Genomic DNA, 17710 nt, shown 5'->3' with positions numbered 1-17710 from the left:
CGCGTACCCAGAGGGTCGGTTCGCGAGCCGACCCTCCAGGTACGCGAACCGACCGTGCAGGTACGCGAACCGACCGTCCGGGTCAGGCCACGGCGGGTTCTTCGTCGGCGAACTGGGTTGCGTGGAGGGTTGCGTAGCGGCCGGCTGCGGCCAGGAGTTCGTCGTGGGTTCCGCGCTCGACGATCTCGCCGTGTTCCAGGACCAGGATCTGGTCGGCCGCGCGGACCGTCGAGAGGCGGTGGGCGATGACCAGGGCCGTGCGGCCGGCCAGGGCGTGCGTCAGGGCCTCGGCGACCGCGGCTTCCGACTCGGAGTCCAGGTGCGCGGTGGCCTCGTCGAGGATGACGACCTTGGGCTGGGCCAGCAGCAGCCGCGCGATCGTGAGCCGCTGGCGCTCGCCGCCGGAAAGGCGGTAGCCGCGCTCCCCGACCGTCGTGTCGAGGCCGTCGGGCAGTGAGTGCACCAGCTCACCGAGCCGCGCGCGCTCCAGCGCCGCCCAGATCTCGTCGTCGGTGACGTCCGGCCGCGCGTACGCCAGGTTGGCGCGGATCGTGTCGTGGAACAGGTGCCCGTCCTGGGTCACGACGCCGACGGTCTCCCGCAGCGAAGCGAAAGTCAGGTCCCGGACGTCCACATCGGACAGCCGCACCGACCCGGCGTCGACGTCGTAGAGCCGCGGCAGCAGCGACGCGATCGTCGACTTCCCCGCCCCCGACGACCCGACCAGCGCGACCATCTGCCCCGGCTCGGCGCGGAACGAGATCCCGTGCAGCACCTCTTCCCCGCCGCGGTGGTCGAGCGTGGCGACGTCCTCCAGCGACGCCAGCGAGTACCGGTCCGCGGCCGGGTACCCGAAGCGGACGTCCGCGAACTCGACCGAGACGCCATCCGAAGCCGGCAGCGCCCGCGCGGTCGGCTTCTCCTTGATCATCGGGTCCAGGTCGAGGACCTCGAAGACCCGCTCGAACGACACCAGCGCCGTCATGACGTCGACGCGGACGTTGGCCAGCGCGGTCAGCGGCGCGTAGAGCCGGGTCAGCAGCAGCGCCAGCGCGACGACCGTGCCCGGCGCGAGCCTGCCGGTCAGCGCGAGGTACCCGCCGAGGCCGTAGACCAGCGCCTGCGCCAGCGCCGAAACCAGGGTCAGGCTCGTCATGAACCAGCGGGTCAGCATCGCGGTCCGGACGCCGATGTCGCGCACGCGCCCGGCCCGCAGCGAGAAGTCCTCCGCCTCCTGCACCGGCCGGCCGAACAGCTTGACCAGCGTCGCGCCCGGCGCGGAGAACCGCTCGGTCATCTGCGTGGTCATCCCGGCGTTGAGGTTCGCGGCCTCCCGCTGCAGCCCGGCCATCCGGCGCCCGAGCCGCCGCGCGGGGATCACGAAGATCGGCAGCAGCACCAGCGCGATCAGCGTGACCTGCCAGGACAGCGTCAGCATCACGGCCAGCGACAGCGCCAGCTGGATGACGTTGGTGACCAGCCCGGACAGCGTCGCGGTGAACGTCCGCTGCGCGCCGATGACGTCGTTGTTGAGCCGCGAAACCAGCGCGCCGGTGCGGGTGCGGGTGAAGAACGCGATCGGCATGCGCTGCACGTGCTCGAAGACCGCGCGCCGCAGGTCGAAGATGATGCCCTCGCCGATGCGGGAGGACTGCCACCGCTCGATCAGCCCGAACCCGGCGTCGGCGACGGCCAGCGCGGCGATGACGACGGCGAGCCAGATCACGATGGCGACGTCGTGGCCGCCGACGATCGCGTCGACCACCTTGCCCGCCAGCACGGGCGTCGTCACGGCCAGCACGGCCGAGACAACGGTCAGCACGAGGAAGGCCAGCAGCCGCCGCCAGTGCGGCCGGGCGAAGCGGGCGACGCGCTTGAGCGTGCCGCGGCTCAGCGCTTTGGGCGCGTCGTCGGCGCGCATCGCCGAGCTCCACAGGCCCCACATGTTGTCCACCGGAAACCCCCCGTTGTCAGAAACCTCTAGATTAGCTGAGGTTTTCGCCGGATAAAACCCGGACAACGCCCTCGTTGCCCGTTTGCTTCCCGCCGCCGTTCACCCGCCGCGAACAACCCGGTGCAGCGCCGCGCGCAGCCGCTCGGCGTCCTCGGCCGACAGCGGCTCGAGCAGGAGCGCCTCCGCCTGCCGCGTCACCTCTTCACCCGCCGCGCGGACCCGCTCCCCCTCGGGAGTGAGCGTCACCAGGCGCTTGCGGCGGTCGCCCGGCGCCACCTCGCGGCGGACCAGGCCCTTGGCCTCCAGCTCGTCGACGAGCGCGACCATCGTCGTCCGGTCGACGCCGAGACGGGCCGCGCCGTCCTGCTGCGACTGCGCCGGCCCGGCCCCGAAGAGCGCGAGCAGCGCGAGCTGCCGCCCGGTGACGCCGAGCGGCGCGTACCGCGGCTCGGCCAGTTCGGCCAGCCGCAGCTGGGCGTGCTTGAGCAGGTAGCCGAGCCGGCGGGTGACGGCGGGAGGCGCGCTGGACATGGGAGAACTCTACACCTACGCTGATCGTCAGTTTTACTGATGATCAGGAGTCCATCATGATTACCGTCGGCCTGAAACCGCCGCAGCAGCACATCGGCATCGCCGCCCTCCGCCAGACCTGGGCGATCGCGGACGACGCCGGATTCGACGGCTGCTGGGTGTTCGACCACCTCGCCCCGATGGGCGCCGACCGCACCGGCGACGTCTTCGACGGCTGGAGCCTGCTGGCCGCGATGGCCGAGGCGACGAGCCGGGTGCGGATCGGCTGCCTGGTCTCCGGCACCACCAACCGGCACCCGGGCGCGTTCGCCAAGCTCGCCGTGACCGTCGACCACCTCTCCGGCGGCCGGCTCGACGTCGGCCTCGGCGCGGGCGGCGACACGCTGACCGACGCGATGCTGGGCACGCCGACGCCGTCGCCGGTCGAACGCGTCGAACGGCTGGCCGAGACCTGCGAAATCCTCCGTCTGCTGTGGACGCGGCCGGAAACCGCGTATCACGGCCGGCACTACACGCTGACCGGCGCGATCAGCGACCCGAAGCCGGTGCAACGGCCGAAACCGCCGCTGTGGCTGGGCAGCAGCGGCGAAAAGCGCGGCCTGCGGGTCGTCGCCGAGCACGCCGACGTCTGGCTCAACGCCGCCCTGCCGGGGACGGAAATCCCCGAGCTGCAACGGCTTTCCCGCGTCCTCGACACGCACTGCGCGGCGGCCGGCCGCGACCCGGCGACGCTGCGCCGGGCCGTGCAGTTCCGGCCGCCGTCCGATGCGGACAGTGCCCTGCGTCTCGCGCGCAGCTACGTCGAGGCCGGCTTCACCGAGCTCGTCCTGATGCCCGCCGGCCGGGACGACGTCGTCGCGGCCACCGAAGCGGCCGCGAAGCTGCTCCCCCGCCTGCGAGACGTCGGCTGAACCACGCGCCGGCGCCTCGGTAGCCTGGCGACGTGGAAACGGAGGTGGGCCAGGCGCCCGCATGGCGGCGCGCGGCCCGGCTCTTCACGGCGCCTTCGCGCACCGGAGAGGCCGCGCCCCTGCGCTGGGACCTGGGGTTCTACCTGGCCTGCCTGGCTTTCGCGCTGCCGACGGCACTGGTGTCCGAATTCTACGGTTACCGCGTGTGGGGCAACTTCGCGACGGTGGCGTACGGCTTCGGAGCGGTGCACAGCGGGTACCTGCTGCTGTCCGCCCGCCGGGGACGTACGCCGGGCGGCGTACTCGGTTCCCGCTGGTGCGCCGTCGCCGCCGTCGCCCTGTTGGCGATGATCCTTCCGTTGGCGCTTCTGGTGATTCGCCGCCTGACCGGGGTGGACTGGCTGATCACGCCGTTCTCCTGGGCCGCGCAGCCCGAGGTCTGGGTGATCGAGCGGTCCGCGGATCTGCTGCTGCACCACGGAACGCCGTACGTCGACGTCACCGCGCTCGGCCGGGCGCCGGTGGTAAACGATTACACGCCCTACGGCCCGGTGATGGCGCTCTTCGGCCTGCCGCGGGCGCTCTTCGGCGGCACCCCGCTGACCGACGCGCTCACCGACGCCCGCTGGATGTTCGCCCTGGCCGCGTGTGCGTGCGTGCTCGGCACGCTGAAGCTGCTGAAGTGGCCGCGGGTGCCGGTCGGCGCCGCGCAGCTCGCGCTGGCCTGCCCGCTGACCGCGCTCACCTGGGCCGTCGCCGGCCCGGACCTCGCGATCGTGGGCCTGCTGGTGCTCAGCACGGCCCTGGCGGCCACCGGGCGCGTCGCCTGGTCCGGGCTGGTGCTGGCGCTGGTCGTCAGCGCGAAGCTCATCGTGGCGCCCGCGGCCGCGGTGCTGGCCGTGCTCGTGCTGGTGCGCCGGGGGAACGGGCTCGACTGGGCGGCGCTGGGCCGGTTCGCGGCGGCGCTGGTGGCGACGACGGCCGCGCTGCACCTGCCGGTGTACCTGGTGGATCCGGCGGCGTTCGTGGAGCACGTCTTCCGGTTCCCGCTCGGGATGGGCGTCGTGCGCTCGCCCGCGGCCAGCCCGTTGCCGGGCCACCTGATCGCCGAGACCGGCGTGCTCGGCCAGGTGCTGGCCTTCGTCCTGGTCGGCGCCGCGGCCGTGGCCGTGCTGGTGTGGCTGGTGCGCCGGCCCCCCGCGAACGGCTCCGGCGCACTGCTGCGCACCGCCGTCGGACTCGGCGCGTTGATCCTGCTCACCCCGGCCACCCGCTACGGCTACCTGGTGTACCCGCTGGTCCTGCTCGGGGCCCACCTGACGTTCCGGGTGGCCGAAGTTCCCGCTGCGCCCCCCGCGCAGCAGTCCGCGACTTCTACTTCTTCTTGACCCGGGTGGCCCCGCCGCGCCCCCGCAGCTGGACGCCGGACTCCGACAGCACCCGGTGGACGAACCCGTAGGACCGCCCCGTCGACTCCGCCAGCGCCCGGATGCTCGAGCCCTTCTCGTATTTCTTCTTCAGGTCAGCGGCCAGCTTGTCGCGCGTGTTGCCGGTGATCCGCGCGCCTTTCTTGAGATCAGCCACGTCGATCGCCTTCCCGCCGAGAGTGTTCTGGGCCACATATCGGCCCCTGCCGGGGCAATGATCGAACACTGAGCGCCGGAATGCCAGACGACAGCCGCGAAACAGCCGAAATTGCGATCACATTGGGCCATTCCAGTGCTCTGCGGCGAGTGATCTTGCACCCGAATGGACGCACCGCTCAGGCGAGCTGGACAAGTTCGAGGTAGTCCGCCGACCAGTGGTCCTCGGTTCCGTCGGGCAGCAGGATGACCCGCTCGGGCTCCAGCGCCTCGACCGCGCCCGGGTCGTGCGTCACCAGCACGACGGCACCGGCGAAGCTGCGCAAGGCGTCCAGGACCTGCGCCCGGCTGGCCGGATCCAGGTTGTTCGTCGGCTCGTCGAGCAGCAAGACGTTGGCAGCGCTGGAGACCAGGCCCGCCAGCGCGAGCCGGGTCTTCTCGCCACCGGAAAGGGTGCCGGCGGGCTGGTCGAGTTGTTCGCCGGTGAAGAGGAACGAGCCGAGCAGGTTCCGCAACTCCTGCGCGCCGGTGTCCGGAGCGAGATGTCGGATGTTTTCCCACACCGACGCTTCATGATCAAGAGTTTCGTGTTCCTGTGCGTAATAGCCCAGGCGCAATCCGTGACCCGGAACGACGGATCCGGTGTCCGGGGTTTCCATTCCGCCGAGCAGCCGGAGCAATGTCGTCTTTCCGGCACCGTTCAGCCCGAGTACGACGACCTTCGAACCGCGGTCGACGGCGAGATCGACGCCGGTGAAGATTTCCAGTGAGCCGTAGGACTTCGAGAGCTCTTCGGCGGTGAGCGGGGTCCGGCCGCACGGCGCCGGCTCGGGGAACTTGATCCGGGCGACCTTGTCGGCCTGCCGGGTGTCCTCGAGCGAGGACAGCATCTGCTCGGCGCGGCGCGCCATGTTCTTGGCCGCCACGGCTTTCGTCGCCTTCGCGCCGAGCTTCGCGGCCTGCTGCTGCAGCGCCGACGCCTTCTTCTCGGCGTTGGCGCGCTCACGGCGGCGGCGCTTCTCGTCGGTGGCACGCGCGTCGAGGTAGCGCTGCCAGCCCATGTTGTACAGGTCGAGCTCGCCGCGGGTGGCGTCGAGGAACCAGACCTTGTTGACCACGTCGGCCAGCAGCTCGACGTCGTGGCTGATCACGACCAGGCCGCCGTCGTGCTGCTTGAGGAAGCCACGCAGCCAGTTGATGGAGTCGGCGTCGAGGTGGTTGGTCGGCTCGTCGAGCAGCAGGATCGTCTCGGACTTGCCGCCGGCGCCGGCTTCGGCGGCGGCGAACAGGATCCGGGCCAGCTCGACGCGGCGGCGCTGACCGCCGGAGAGCGTCCCCAGCGTCTGCGCCAGGACCCGGTCGGCCAGGCCGAGGTTCGAGCAGATCCGCGCCGCTTCGCTCTCGGCGGCGTACCCGCCGAGGGAGGCGAAGCGCTCTTCGAGCCGGGCGTAGCGGTTGATGGCCTTGTCGCGCGCGGCGTCGTCGACGAGCTCGGCCATCGAGGCCTGCGCCTTCTCCATGTCGCGCATCAGCTTGTCCAGACCGCGCGCGGACAGCACGCGGTCCTTCGCCGTGACCGAAAGATCACCTTCGCGCGGGTCCTGCGGCAGGTAGCCGAGCTCGCCGGTGCGGCGGACGTCGCCCGCGTGCGGCTCGCCTTCGCCGGCGAGGACCTTCAGCGAGGTCGTCTTGCCCGCGCCGTTGCGGCCGACGAGGCCGATGCGGTCGCCGGGCTGGATGCGGAGGGTGGCGCCGTCGAGCAGGATGCGCGAACCCGCGCGCAGCTCAAGGCCGGTGGCCGTGATCAAGGGAACTCCCGTGGACGGGGGTGAACGGAGGACAGCTTCGGGCGGCCCGCTCGGGCCGCGGCGTCACTCCAGCTGGATATCCACGAAGCCCAGTGTACGGGCCGCGGTCCACCGGGTTTTCCGGACGTGTGCGGTCTCACCCGTCGCGCAGCGTGACCTGCACCGACAGGGCCCGCGCGGCGGCCTCCTCGAGCACCGCCCGGCTCGGTTCGCCGACGTCCAGCACCCGGGGTTCCGCCCGGGCGAACAGCGGCGCCAGCCGGCGGTCTTCGCGCAGCTCGTCCAGGGCCCGCCGATCGCCGCCGAGGACGACGGCGTCCACTTCGGACAGCCGCGGCACGAGCACCTCGAAGGCGTCCTTCGCCGCGTCCTGGAGGGCGTGCCGCGCCTGTCCGGCGCGACGCCGGGCGAAGCGCTGCTGCGACCAGCCGCCCGCGGCGGAACGGCCCTGGACGAGGTGCCGGTCGGTCCGGGACACCTCGACCCGGCCGTCGCGGGCGACGCCGACGCTGTGCCCGCCGAGCCGCACCAGCAGGAGGGCGATCCGCCGCGGCCGGAGGGCGTGCGCGACGAGCGCGTCGACGGAGGGTGCGTCGAGGGGCCCGAACGGGACGGTGGCGGTCGCGGTGGTGCCGTCGCCCGCGGTCACGACGAGGGCGCGGGGCGCTCCGGCGACGGCGGTGATCCCGTCGTGCCGTTCGGCGAACCGGGCGAAGAAACCGGCGAGGCGCTCCGGCGGGACCTCGACCGTGCGGCCGCCGCCCGCGGCTTCCCGTGCCTTCACCGGAGCTGTGCCTCCACGGAAAAAGGGTACGGGGCCGCCGCGATCACCGCGACGGCCCCGCACCGGGTACTGCCTACAGCGGGTGCACCGGGCCGTTGTTCGTCACGCCCCGCACGTTCGACGGCGCGCCGGCCGCCGGGGGCTGCACGAACCCGTTGATGTGCAGGGCCACCGCGCGGATCGAACCCGTGTCGCTCGCGGCGGCGTCGACCACCGAGAACGTCCACGTGCCGTCCGCCGCCGCGGCGGTCAGGCCGCCGAGGGCCTGCACCGGCCGGTACGAGCCGGTGAACGGCGCGTTGGCCGAGGTCACCGTGCTGAACGCGGTCGCCGCGGTGTCGGCGAAGACCACCTGGCACAGGTTCTTGCCCGAACCGCCGTTGCGCTGGAACACCGTCGCCTTGGCGCCCGAAGGCGCGGTCAGCGTGCCGACGAGGTCACCGACGTACGAGTGGTTCAGACCCACCGTCGTCGACGCCGGGTCGGTGCTGCAGGTGGTGCCGTCCACGGAGAACGACACCTTGGACGCGCGGCCGACCCCGGTGACCGGGATGGTCACCGACGCCCCGACCGGGCTGTTGTCCGGGATCGCCACCGGCGCGCCGGTGTAGGCGAAGTCCTGCGCGACCGGCGACGGGGTGCCGACCGGGAGCGAGAACGTCTGCGTCGTCGGCGAGTGCGCCCCCGCGAAGGTGACGCGGGCGTTCAGCACCACCGGCACGCCGAGCTGCTGGCTCGCCGGGACGGTGATGGTGAAGTCGTTGACGCCGGTCTGCCCCGGGCTGATGGTGCCGTAGGACTTGGCCCGCGGCGCCACCGTGACGCCCGGGGTCGGGCTGGTGAGCACGACGCTGGTGGACACCGCGGTGCCGTCACCGTCGTTGGTCACCGGCAGCGTCACCTTGGCGGTGTCGCCCGGGTCGAGCGCCGAACCGCCGTCGGCCGGGGTGACCGTCGGCTGCTTGGCGACGGCAAGGGGCTGCGGGCTGGCGCCGGTGTAGGCCAGCACCTTGTCCGCGAGGATGACGCCGGCGCCGGTGAAGTTGTCCGGCCCCGGCTTCTCGATGTCGACCGCGGTGCTGATCAGCGCCTCGCGCACCTCGGACGGCGGCAGCCCGGGGTTGCCGGACAGCACGAGCGCGGCGATCGCGGCCGCGTGCGGAGCGGCGGCCGAGGTGCCGAAGAACGGGTTGAACCCGGTCACGCTGGTCTGCACGCCGTCGGCCGCGGTGATCTCCGGCTTGTTCCGGACCTCGCCGCCGGTCGAAGACACGTTGCCCGGGGTGATCGGCGTGCCGTTCGCCTCGTAGAACACGCGGCGCGGGCCGTCGGAGGTGAACCGCTCGGCCTTGGTGGCGCCGCTGAACGAGCCCGGGAACGGGCCCGTCGGGTTGGCCGGGTCGCCCGGTTCGAGCGGCCGGCCGAACGCCTTGGCCGCCGGGGCGGCCGCGACGCTGAAGGCGTCCCGCGCGGCCGAGTGGCCGACCGTCACGCCCGGGGTGTTGTACGCCTTGAGCCCGTCCGCCGAGTCGGAGAAGCGGCCGCGCAGGGCGGACAGCGAAAGGTAGCGGTTCTGGCCGGAAAACTTCACGATGGCCAGGCGCAGCCCGGTGCCGCCGAAGGCCGGCGTCTGCAGGATCTCGTACGGGTCCTGGGTGCCGTCCTGGACGTTCTGGCTGAAGCTGACCACCGCGCCCGCGGAGTTGAGCAGGTAGAGGTCGTAGTCGTTCGACGACGCGCCGAGCGGGTCCGACCAGTGCAGCGTCACCGGGACGCCGGCCGAGGACGCGTTCGAGATCGGCTCGTAGATCTGGTTGCCCGCCGCGCCGGCGAAGTTGTGCGCGGTGCCGGCGAACTTGCCGATCGCCTTGCCGGAGTCGACGAAGTCGCCTTCCCAGTGTCCGGCGGTGCCGCTGGCGACGTTGCCTTCGTTGCCCGCGGAGGAGAAGTACAGGGCGCCGTCGGCGGTGACGTCGTTCACGGCCTGGGCGATGATCCAGTCCTGGAACGGCGATTCCTTGAAGTAGATGACGTCGTCGACGATGACGTCGCAGTGCGACTCGAAGCGCAGCTTGCGGATGTTGTCCGCGAAGCTGGCGTCGGAGTTGAACGCCGAGGCGAAGCCGAGCGCGGCGCGGGGCGCGAGGTCGTGGATGATCTCGAGCATCGCGGTGCCCTCGTCGCCGTCGCCCTCCTGGCCGGCGATGACGTCGACGTCCGGCGGGAGCTCGCCCTTGGCCTGCGAAGCGGCGAGGGAGTCGACGCCGTCGGACAGCGCGCACGCCTTGACGCCGACGCCGGTGACGCCGAACTGCTGGCGCGCGATGTCGGCGTTGTGCGCCCGGTCGCCCTCGCTGGTCAGGGTCGCGGCCGCGGCGGCGCTGCGCCGGGTCTTGCCGGCGATGGCCTGCTGCAGCTCGCCGGCGATGCGGTCGGCCTTCTGCTGCTTGGTTTCGGCCTTGGTCTTGTCCGGCGTCGTCGCCGGGGTGGCCAGTTCGCGGGCGGTCATCGCCTGGTCGGCCTGCTCGACGCGCTTGACGTCAGCGCGCGCGGCGATCTCGCCGACCTTGTCCAGCGGCACTTCGGCGCGGACGCTGGCGTACCGGTCGGACACCGCGCGGATGCCCGCGCCGGCCTTGGTGAGCCCGGCGATCAGGTCCGGTGAGACCTTGCTCGCGCGGACGTCGACCAGGACGGTCCCGGCCGCGGAAACGGTGGCCCCGGACTGAAGTGCGTTGAGCTGCTTGGCGACGCCCTTTTCGGCGACGAGCAGCTTGCTGTCCACTTTGGACTCGGCGGCGGTGCGGCCCGCCTTGACCGCCTGCAGGGCGGCGATCTGCTGCTGCGCGGTTTCGGTGAAGGTGTCCGGACCGGACGCGGGAGCGGCCCCCGCGACGGGCGGGGAAACCAGGCCGAGCGCGGCGAGCAGGGCCGCGGCTCCGGCGGTGAGCACAGTGGATCTCGATCTCGTGGAACGGGTACGACGCACGGGCGCCCTCCGATTCTCCAGGCGCGTGCCCCGACTCACGCTGACCGACGCCGGTGATCACCGGCTGGATCCAGCTAAGTACCGGGAGTTCTCCGTAAACATCAGCCGTTCGAGTGACAAAGGACGGATAATTTCCCGAATCCGCCGGATGACGTAGGCCGTTCAGCGCAGCCGTGAACCGGTCACCGGACACGCACCGGACAAATGATCGTCCCACCGCGCTTCGCAAGGGGCGCCCACGGGCTGGGATGTCCACAAGCAACACCCCGGACCGTGCAACCAGCGCCCCGAAGGGGAAATTTCGTTACCGCGCCCTCAGAGGACGAACGAGTCCGACCACGGCTGCGAAGCCCGGCCGGACAGCGCGTCCAACAGGGTCACCGCCTGCTTGTCCGTCAACGACGCCACGAAGTCGACCACCGCGCGGCCCCGTGCCAGCCCCCGGACCGCGTCCGCGCCCGTCACCGGCTCGCCGGTCGCGCCCACCAGCAGCTCCGGTGCCGAGCGCGCCAGCCCCGCGTACTCCGCGCGCGCCAGCTCGACCAGGTCGTGCAACCGGCGCGGCAGGCGGGACACCTCGTCGCGGTCGAGTAGCCACGCGTCGAGCGCGTCGACCAGGCTCGTCACCAGTCCCGCCTGGCCGCGCTGGTGCAGCGCGAGGTCCGGGCGCAGCAGCACGAACCGGCGGTGCACGAACTTCAGCACCTGGACCTCGTGCCACTGGGCCGGCCGCAGCGAGACGTGCCCGGTGCGGGTGGACGGCGAGGCCAGCAGGAACACGCCGTCGACCAGGCGGGCCGTCCAGTTCGCCGAGAACGCCGCCGTCGCCTGCTCCGCCTCGGTCGAGCCGTCGAACTCGCCCGCCAGCAGGCCGTCGACCAGCTCCGCGCGCACCCTCGTGACCGCCGCGGCGAACGCGTCGTCGTCGACGATCCAGGCGTCCTTCGCGTGCATGCGGCGGCGGAGGCGTTCCAGGGACCGGCCCGGGCGGCGCAGGTCCGCGTTGAGCGTCTCGTCGTCCAGCGCGGCCAGCTCGACCGCGTGCTCGAGCCACTCCCCCAGCTCCGCGGCGACCGGCGCGTGCTGCAGCACCCCGATGCGGTGGAAGTCCTGCAGGTCGTGGATCGCGTAGGCGATGTCGTCGGCGGTGTCCATCACGGACGCTTCGACCGTCTGCTGCCAGCCTTCGAGGCGGCCGGCGAAGGCCGCGCGCGCCTGCTCGAAGTCGTCGAGTTCGGTGGCGTAGGCGGAGAACTTGGCCGCGCCGGTGCCCGGCAGGTCGCCCGGCTCGGCCGCCCCGCGCGGCGGCACGGCCAGCTCGGACGGGTGCGGCGCGGGGTGGTGCAGCCGCAGCCACGGGTACTTGAGGACGGCGGCGCGCACCGCGGCGGTCAGGTCCAGCCCGATCGCCGACGGCCCGCGCACGTCGGTGGTGGTGATGATCCGGAACGTCTGCGCGTTGCCCTCGAAGCCGTCGGCGAGGCCGAAGCGGTGGCGGGCGATCCGGTCGAGCGTCTGCTCCCCGAGGTGCCCGAACGGCGGGTGCCCGAGGTCGTGGGCGAGCGCGGCGGCCTCGGCGACGTCGGGGTCGCAGCCGCCCAGCTTCTCGGCCAGCCCGGCGTCGGGCCCGCTGGTGACCCGCTCGGCGATGGCCCGGGCGACCTGCGCGACCTTGAGGCTGTGGGTGAGCCGGTTGTGCAGCAGCCCGGCCCCGCCGGCGCTGACCACCTGCGTCACCCCGCCGAGGCGGGCGAAGAACGGCGACGCGGCGATCCGGTCGCGGTCGATCCGGAACGGGCTGGTCGCCAGGTCGGTGAACCCGCCGACGTTCGCCACGGGATCGCGCCGCGCGGCCCGCGGGTCGGTCTCCTGCTCCATGCGCCCGACCCTATCCCGCAGGTTCCCCCGAACGGCGGGCAGGCGCGTGGGTACCCCACCGGTATGTCCCGACGGATGGTCACCACCCTGACCGCGCTGGCCTTCGCCACGGCCGCGTGCGGCACCCCACCCACCACGACGCCCCCGGCCTCGGCCTCCGCCTCGCCTTCGGCTTCGCTGATCAAGGTCCCGGACGTCTCCGGCATGAACCACCAGGACGCCCAGAACGCGATGCAGCGCGCCGGCCTCTACAACCTGCGCGAGGTCGACGGCACCGGCCAGGGCCGCGCCCTGGTGATCGACCGCAACTGGGTCCAGACCGGCCAGACCCCGGCCCCAGGCACCGAAGTCACCCCCGACACGGTGATCACCCTGACGGCAGTCAAGTACACCGATCACTGACCGTGATGCCCCGCCAATCACACGTGTCGCCCCTCGACGCACCGCGGGGACGGCTGTCCGGCCGGTGCGCCGAGGGGTCACATCCGTGATCAGGAGGGCATCACGCGGGTCAGGACGGCGGCGGGGTCGTGTACGCCTTCAGCGTGCGGTCGGCTGCGGCCCGGGCCGCGGCCGGCTCCGCGCCGGCCGCGACGTCGGCCTCGTACCAGGCCTCGTTGGACGCCGTCATGAAGCGGATGCCGTCGGGTGACATCATCCAGGCCATCGCCGCCTCCGGGTCGACGGCCGTGCCGGGGGCGGACAGGTGCAGGACCAGGCCGACCAGCGCGCCGTCCCAGCCGATGCCCACCGCGCCCGGGCCGAACTCGTCCCAGCGGTCGTCGACGTGGGCGACGTGCTCCAGCTCGAACCGGGTGCCCTCGCCCTCGGGCGTCAGCCGCACCTCGATCCAGCTGACGTTGCCGCCGAACTCCCACGTCGCCGCGAAGCTCTTCGGCGGGTCGCAGCGCTCGACCGTGCCGCCGGCGTTGCCCTCCAGCTGGTATTTCCCGCCGACCTTCAGCTCGCCGCTGACCGGCAGGAACCAGCGCGGGATGCGCTCGGGGTTGGTGCAGGCGTCCCAGAGGTCGGCGAGGTCGGTGTCGTAGACCTGGCTGATCGTGAGGACGCGGGCCTCCTTCCCCTCGAGCACCCGGTCGCCGAGCGTCCGGCGCACGGCGCTGATCTGGTGGCTGACGTCGATCACGAACCTTCTCCTTCTTCGGTGAGGCGCCGGGCACGTTTGCCGCGGGCGATTTCGGTGGCCAGCGCGTCCAGCGGCGGCGTCCAGTACCGGCGGAACCGGTCGAGCCAGCCGTCGATGTCCCGCAGCGGCGCGTGACCGACCGCGTACAGCCGCCGCGTCCCGTCCTGGCGGACGACGGCGAAGCCGTTCTCCCGCAACACCTTCAGGTGCTGGGAGACGGCCGGCTGCGAGATGCCGAACTCGGCCCGGATCACCTCGGTCACCGCGCCGGCGGCCCGCTCGCCGTCGGCCAGCAGCTCGAGGATCCGGCGGCGGACCGGGTCGCCGAGGACGTCGAACGCGTGCACCCGGCCAAGCTACAAGCTTCGACTTATATAAGTCAACACTGAAACAGCTACTCCGATGTGAGGAACCCGGGTGCCGCCCCGATGAACATCAGTCGACATCGGTTCCGCTTCGCCGCGCGACCCGCGACGATCGGCCCGTGAAGTCGCCACGCGCGGTCCGCTTCGCCTTCCAGCCGCTGTACAGCCTCCACACCGGGGGCGTCGTGGCGCACGAAGCGCTGGCCAGGCCCGGCCACGGAACGGTCCCCGAACTCCTCACGCAGGCGCGCCGGGAAGGCCGGCTCGCCGAAGCCGACCTCGGGCTGGCGGTCGCCGCCGTCCGGCAGGACGCCGAAAACCCGACGTCGCTCCCCCTGCACCTCAACCTCTCCGCCCGCACCCTCGCGGCGCCGCAGGCGATGTACGACGACCTCCTCGCCGAGCTCGGCGACGCGGGCCGGCGCACCCGCGACGTCGTCCTGGAGATCGGGCCGCCGTTCGCGCCGCTGCCCGCCGGCCGCGCGCTCGCCGGGATGCGGACGCTCACCGAGCTCGGTTTCCGGCTCGCGCTCGACGGCCTCGGCCGCGGCGACCTGCCGCTGGCCCTGCTCGTCGAGGCGCCGATCGACCTGGTGAAGCTCGACCGCACGGTGCTGCGCGGGCTGCCGGACGAGCCGGCCGCGGTCGCCGTGGTCGAGGCGCTGCTGCACTACTCCAACCGCACCGGCACCCGGCTCGTCGCGACCGGGCTGGAGACCGACGCGCAGCTCGACGCGGTCCGCGACCTCGGCGTCCGGATCGCGCAGGGCACCCTGCTGGCCCCGCCGACGGCCGCCGGCCCGGCCCCGGCGCTGCTCACCCGCGGCCGCCGCACGCACGGTCCGGGCGCGCCGGCCCCCTGCGTCGGCGACTTCCTCCGCCCGGCGACGACGTTGCCGGAGACGGCGACGTGCGACGAGGTCCGCGAAGTGCTCGCGGCGGCCGACGCGCCGAGCGGCGTGGTCGGGGTGGACGAGCTGAACCGGCCGCGCTGGTCGGTCGACCGGACGCGGTTCCTGGTCGCGGTCACCGGCATGTACGGGCACGCGCTGCACGCGAAGCGCCCGGCGGCCCGGCTCGCGGACACCCCGCACACGATCGAGGCCCGCGCGGGCGCGATGGAGTTCCTCGAGCTGGTCACCGACGCCGACTGGGGCCGCACGGGCGACGACGTGGTCGTGGTCGACGAGCTCGGCCGCTGCCTCGGCGTGGTGCTGGTGACGGAGGTGGTCCGCGGTGTGGCGGAGGCGAAGGTCGAGGCGGCCGCGGCGCTGAACCCGCTGACGCGGCTGCCGGGCAGCGACACGATCGCCCGCGACGTGGCCCGCCGCATCACGATCGGCGAGCCGTTCGTGGCGGCGTGGCTGGACATCGACGCGTTCAAGGAGGTCAACGACACCGCCGGCTTCGCGGCGGGCGACGACCTGATCCGCGAGCTGGGCGCGGCGCTGACGGACCTCTCCGGCGGCCTCCGCCGGATGCGCGTGAGCCACGTCGGCGGCGACGACTTCCTGGTGGTCTGCGACGTCGACGAGATCGCCACGGTGGCGGGCGCGTTGCTGGACCGCCACTGGACGGCGGCGGGCCTGCCGGTGACGGTGTCGCTGGCGACGCTGGTCTGCGCGAGCGGGGCGATCGGTTCGTACCAGGACGTCTCGCGGCTGCTGGCGCCGTTGAAGAAGCGCGCGAAGGCGGTGCCGGGGTCGAGCTGGGTGCTGAGCCGCCCGGGCTCGGACCGGGTGGAAGTGCTGCGCGGCATCGGAACCCGCGGTTTACAGGCGGCGGCCGGCTGACTCACTGCCAGTCGAGCGTCAGCTGGGCCTGGATCGCCGCGGCCGCCCAGGTCACGTAGTCCTCGTGCGGCCAGCCGCACACCGCGGTCAGGTGGTCGTACGCCTCGTGTGACGTGATCAGCCCGATCGCGTCGGCCAGGCGCCCGGCCGAACCGCCGCCCGGCGCCAAGCCCGCCGCTTCCAGGCGCGCCACGATTTCCGCCCGGCGAGCCACCGCCAGTTCCGCCCGGACCGCCGCCACCTCCGCGTCCGCCGCGGCCGCCGTCGCGAACGCGCGCCAGATCGGCAGGGACCGGCGTACCCCCGCGGCCACGTCCGACACCACCGACGGCAGGTCCGCCGGGCCGGCCGGGCCCGCCAGCGCGTCCAGGTCCATCGCGTCCGGGTCGCCCGCGAAGCCCTCGCGGAACGCGGCGAGCAGCAGCTGCGGCTTGCGGCCCGTCTGCGTCACCGTCTCCAGGCTCACGCCCGCCTCGGCGGCGATCTGCCGCATGCTCGTGCCCGCGTAGCCGCGCGAGGCGAACAGCTTCCCCGCCGTCGCCACCACGTGGGCCCGCGTCCGGCGGGCGCGGGCTTCGCGCACCGGCGACTCGTAACGGCGTCGCTCGCCTTCGGGTATCGTCACCAATTGGATGGTACAACGTATCGCTCAAAGGGGGAGCCATGGCCCGTGTCCTCGTCTGCGTCCACCCCGCCCGCGGGCACGTCGGCCCGGTGAAACCGATCGTCGAAGCCCTCGTCGCCGCCGGGCACGAGGGTGTCGTCGTCACCGGCGCGCGCTACCGGGAGACGTTCGAAAAGCTGGGCGCCACCGTCGACGTCCTGCCGCCGGAGGCCGACTTCGACGAGACCGACCTCGACGGCTCGGTCCCCGGTCGCGCCGGGAAGCGCGGCCTCCGGCTCGCCCGCTTCGAACTCGCGCACTTCGTCCGCGCGATGCCGCACCAGCTGAGCGTCATCGACCGGCACCGAGCCGACGTCATCCTGTGCGACCCGCTGATGATGGCCGGCCTGGCCCTGGTCCGCCGCGAGCACCGGCCGCGGCTGCTCACCCTGGGGTTCCTGCCGTTCCTGCCGCCCGTCCCGACCGGCCCGCCCGGCCGGTTCCGGGGCCTGGCCCTCAGAGCGCTCGCGCCGCTGGTGACCGGGCCGGCGCAGAAACGGGCACGCGACCTGCTCGGCGGCGACCCCGGCATGCGGTTCACGGACTGGCCGCTGCACAGCGACGGCGTCCTCCAGATGACCTGCCCCGGCTTCGAGTACCCGCGCCCGGGCGCGCCGCTGCACTTCATCGGGCCGACGACGGTCAGCGCGGCGAGCGAGCACCCGCTGCCGCCGTGGTGGGGCGACCTCGACGGCGGCCGGCCCGTGGTGCACGTAACCCAGGGGACGATCGCGAACGACGACCTCGGCCGGCTCGTCGAGCCCACCATCGACGTCCTCGCCGGCGAGGACGTCCTGGTCGTCGCGACGACGTGCGGCACACCGCTGCGGCCCGGCCCGCTGCCGGACAACGTGCGGGTCGCGGACTTCCTGCCCTACGACGAGCTGCTCCCCCGCTGCGCCGCGATGGTCGGCAACGGCGGGTACGGCGGCGTCAACCACGCCCTCCGCCACGGCGTGCCGCTGGTCGTGGTCGGGGCCAGCGAGGACAAGCGCGAGGTCGCCGCGCGGGTCGCCTGGTCCGGGGCCGGGATCGGCCGCGCCCGCGCCTCGGCGTCACCGCGGACGCTGCGCCGGGCCGTCCGCGCGGTCCTCGACGACCCGCGCTACCGGAACCGGGCGCGCGAACTGGCCGCCGAGATGGCGGCCGGCCCGACGATGGCCGAGGTGGTCGACCTCATCACCGCACCCTCCCGCAGCTGGTCGTGGGGGGGGTGGGGGGGGGGGAGACGCCCCCCCCACCACCACCCCCCCGGCGCCCCGCGGCCTGGGAGACCCCCCGCGCCAGAGACCGGGGGGCAGCC

15 protein-coding genes are annotated in these 17710 nt (G+C 73.1%); 5 read left to right on the top strand and 10 right to left on the bottom strand.

The features are described 5' to 3' along the window. Positions 1-82 precede the first annotated feature (82 nt). Both ABZW17_RS43785 and ABZW17_RS43780 read right to left on the bottom strand, forming a co-directional pair. Positions 83-1954 (bottom strand): ABC transporter ATP-binding protein, encoded by a 1872-nt coding sequence (locus tag ABZW17_RS43785; RefSeq protein WP_354827985.1) that lies wholly within the window; start codon positions 1952-1954, stop codon positions 83-85. Between the two features lie 99 nt (positions 1955-2053). Then, positions 2054-2485 carry a MarR family transcriptional regulator gene (locus ABZW17_RS43780; RefSeq protein WP_354827983.1) on the bottom strand — a complete coding sequence of 144 codons (432 nt, stop codon included), beginning with the start codon at positions 2483-2485 and terminating at the stop codon, positions 2054-2056. Positions 2486-2541: 56 nt separating this feature from the next. Between ABZW17_RS43780 and ABZW17_RS43775 the strand changes: the two genes are divergently transcribed. Then, positions 2542-3396 (top strand): LLM class flavin-dependent oxidoreductase, encoded by an 855-nt coding sequence (locus tag ABZW17_RS43775; protein ID WP_354827979.1) that lies wholly within the window; start codon positions 2542-2544, stop codon positions 3394-3396. A 32-nt stretch (positions 3397-3428) separates the two neighbouring features. Continuing rightward, positions 3429-4784: a glycosyltransferase 87 family protein gene (locus tag ABZW17_RS43770; protein ID WP_354827976.1), complete on the top strand. Its 1356-nt coding sequence runs from the start codon at positions 3429-3431 to the stop codon at positions 4782-4784. On the opposite strand, the gene ABZW17_RS43765 is transcribed toward ABZW17_RS43770, so the two are convergent. The 5 genes from ABZW17_RS43765 to dgt form a co-directional block, all read right to left on the bottom strand. Further along, a complete protein-coding gene (locus ABZW17_RS43765) occupies positions 4771-4980 on the bottom strand; it encodes a helix-turn-helix domain-containing protein (RefSeq protein WP_003071237.1) in 210 nt (69 codons plus the stop codon). The genes ABZW17_RS43770 and ABZW17_RS43765 overlap by 14 nt on opposite strands. Positions 4981-5158: 178 nt before the next feature. Beyond that, positions 5159-6787, bottom strand: a complete 1629-nt coding sequence (locus ABZW17_RS43760; RefSeq protein WP_354827973.1) for an ABC-F family ATP-binding cassette domain-containing protein — start codon at positions 6785-6787, stop codon at positions 5159-5161. Positions 6788-6923: 136 nt separating this feature from the next. Continuing rightward, positions 6924-7571, bottom strand: coding sequence for an acVLRF1 family peptidyl-tRNA hydrolase (locus tag ABZW17_RS43755; RefSeq protein ID WP_354827970.1), 648 nt, complete (start codon positions 7569-7571; stop codon positions 6924-6926). A 73-nt stretch (positions 7572-7644) separates the two neighbouring features. Further along, on the bottom strand, positions 7645-10524 hold the full coding sequence (locus tag ABZW17_RS43750) for a S8 family serine peptidase (protein WP_354827968.1): 2880 nt from the start codon (positions 10522-10524) through the stop codon (positions 7645-7647). Between the two features lie 351 nt (positions 10525-10875). After that, a complete protein-coding gene (gene dgt, locus ABZW17_RS43745) occupies positions 10876-12438 on the bottom strand; it encodes a dGTP triphosphohydrolase (RefSeq protein WP_354827965.1) in 1563 nt (520 codons plus the stop codon). 75 nt (positions 12439-12513) lie between these two features. On the opposite strand from dgt, the gene ABZW17_RS43740 reads away from it, so the two are divergent. Continuing rightward, positions 12514-12840: a PASTA domain-containing protein gene (locus ABZW17_RS43740; protein WP_354828016.1), complete on the top strand. Its 327-nt coding sequence runs from the start codon at positions 12514-12516 to the stop codon at positions 12838-12840. A 109-nt stretch (positions 12841-12949) separates the two neighbouring features. Here ABZW17_RS43740 and ABZW17_RS43735 read toward each other — a convergent pair whose 3' ends face one another. Both ABZW17_RS43735 and ABZW17_RS43730 read right to left on the bottom strand, forming a co-directional pair. Further along, the gene (locus ABZW17_RS43735) at positions 12950-13585 is read right to left on the bottom strand and encodes an SRPBCC family protein (RefSeq protein WP_354827962.1); all 636 of its coding nucleotides are present in this window, start codon (positions 13583-13585) and stop codon (positions 12950-12952) included. Further along, the gene (locus tag ABZW17_RS43730) at positions 13582-13932 is read right to left on the bottom strand and encodes a metalloregulator ArsR/SmtB family transcription factor (protein ID WP_354827959.1); all 351 of its coding nucleotides are present in this window, start codon (positions 13930-13932) and stop codon (positions 13582-13584) included. Before ABZW17_RS43730 ends, ABZW17_RS43735 begins: the two co-directional genes overlap by 4 nt. 137 nt (positions 13933-14069) lie before the next feature. On the opposite strand from ABZW17_RS43730, the gene ABZW17_RS43725 reads away from it, so the two are divergent. Beyond that, positions 14070-15743, top strand: coding sequence for a GGDEF domain-containing protein (locus ABZW17_RS43725; protein WP_354827956.1), 1674 nt, complete (start codon positions 14070-14072; stop codon positions 15741-15743). 1 nt (position 15744) lies between these two features. Here ABZW17_RS43725 and ABZW17_RS43720 read toward each other — a convergent pair whose 3' ends face one another. Continuing rightward, the gene (locus tag ABZW17_RS43720) at positions 15745-16368 is read right to left on the bottom strand and encodes a TetR/AcrR family transcriptional regulator (protein ID WP_354827954.1); all 624 of its coding nucleotides are present in this window, start codon (positions 16366-16368) and stop codon (positions 15745-15747) included. Between the two features lie 38 nt (positions 16369-16406). Between ABZW17_RS43720 and ABZW17_RS43715 the strand changes: the two genes are divergently transcribed. Next, the coding region (locus ABZW17_RS43715) for a nucleotide disphospho-sugar-binding domain-containing protein (protein WP_354827951.1) at positions 16407-17710 on the top strand (1304 nt) is incomplete at its 3' end.

Origin of the sequence: Amycolatopsis sp. NPDC004625, assembly GCF_040609695.1 — a bacterium.
Classification (GTDB): Bacteria; Actinomycetota; Actinomycetes; order Mycobacteriales; family Pseudonocardiaceae; genus Amycolatopsis.
Note: the sequence above shows the minus strand (reverse complement) of the source record. Positions and strands in the feature narration are given on the sequence as shown.

Bases quoted from the DNA above. Each gene is read 5' to 3' on its own strand.
- dgt (WP_354827965.1), bottom strand. From the start codon at position 12,438: ATGGAGCAGGAGACCGACCCGCGGGCCGCGCGGCGCGATCCCGTGGCG.
- ABZW17_RS43775 (WP_354827979.1), top strand. From the start codon at position 2,542: ATGATTACCGTCGGCCTGAAACCGCCGCAGCAGCACATCGGCATCGCC.
- ABZW17_RS43740 (WP_354828016.1), top strand. From the start codon at position 12,514: ATGGTCACCACCCTGACCGCGCTGGCCTTCGCCACGGCCGCGTGCGGC.
- ABZW17_RS43780 (WP_354827983.1), bottom strand. From the start codon at position 2,485: ATGTCCAGCGCGCCTCCCGCCGTCACCCGCCGGCTCGGCTACCTGCTC.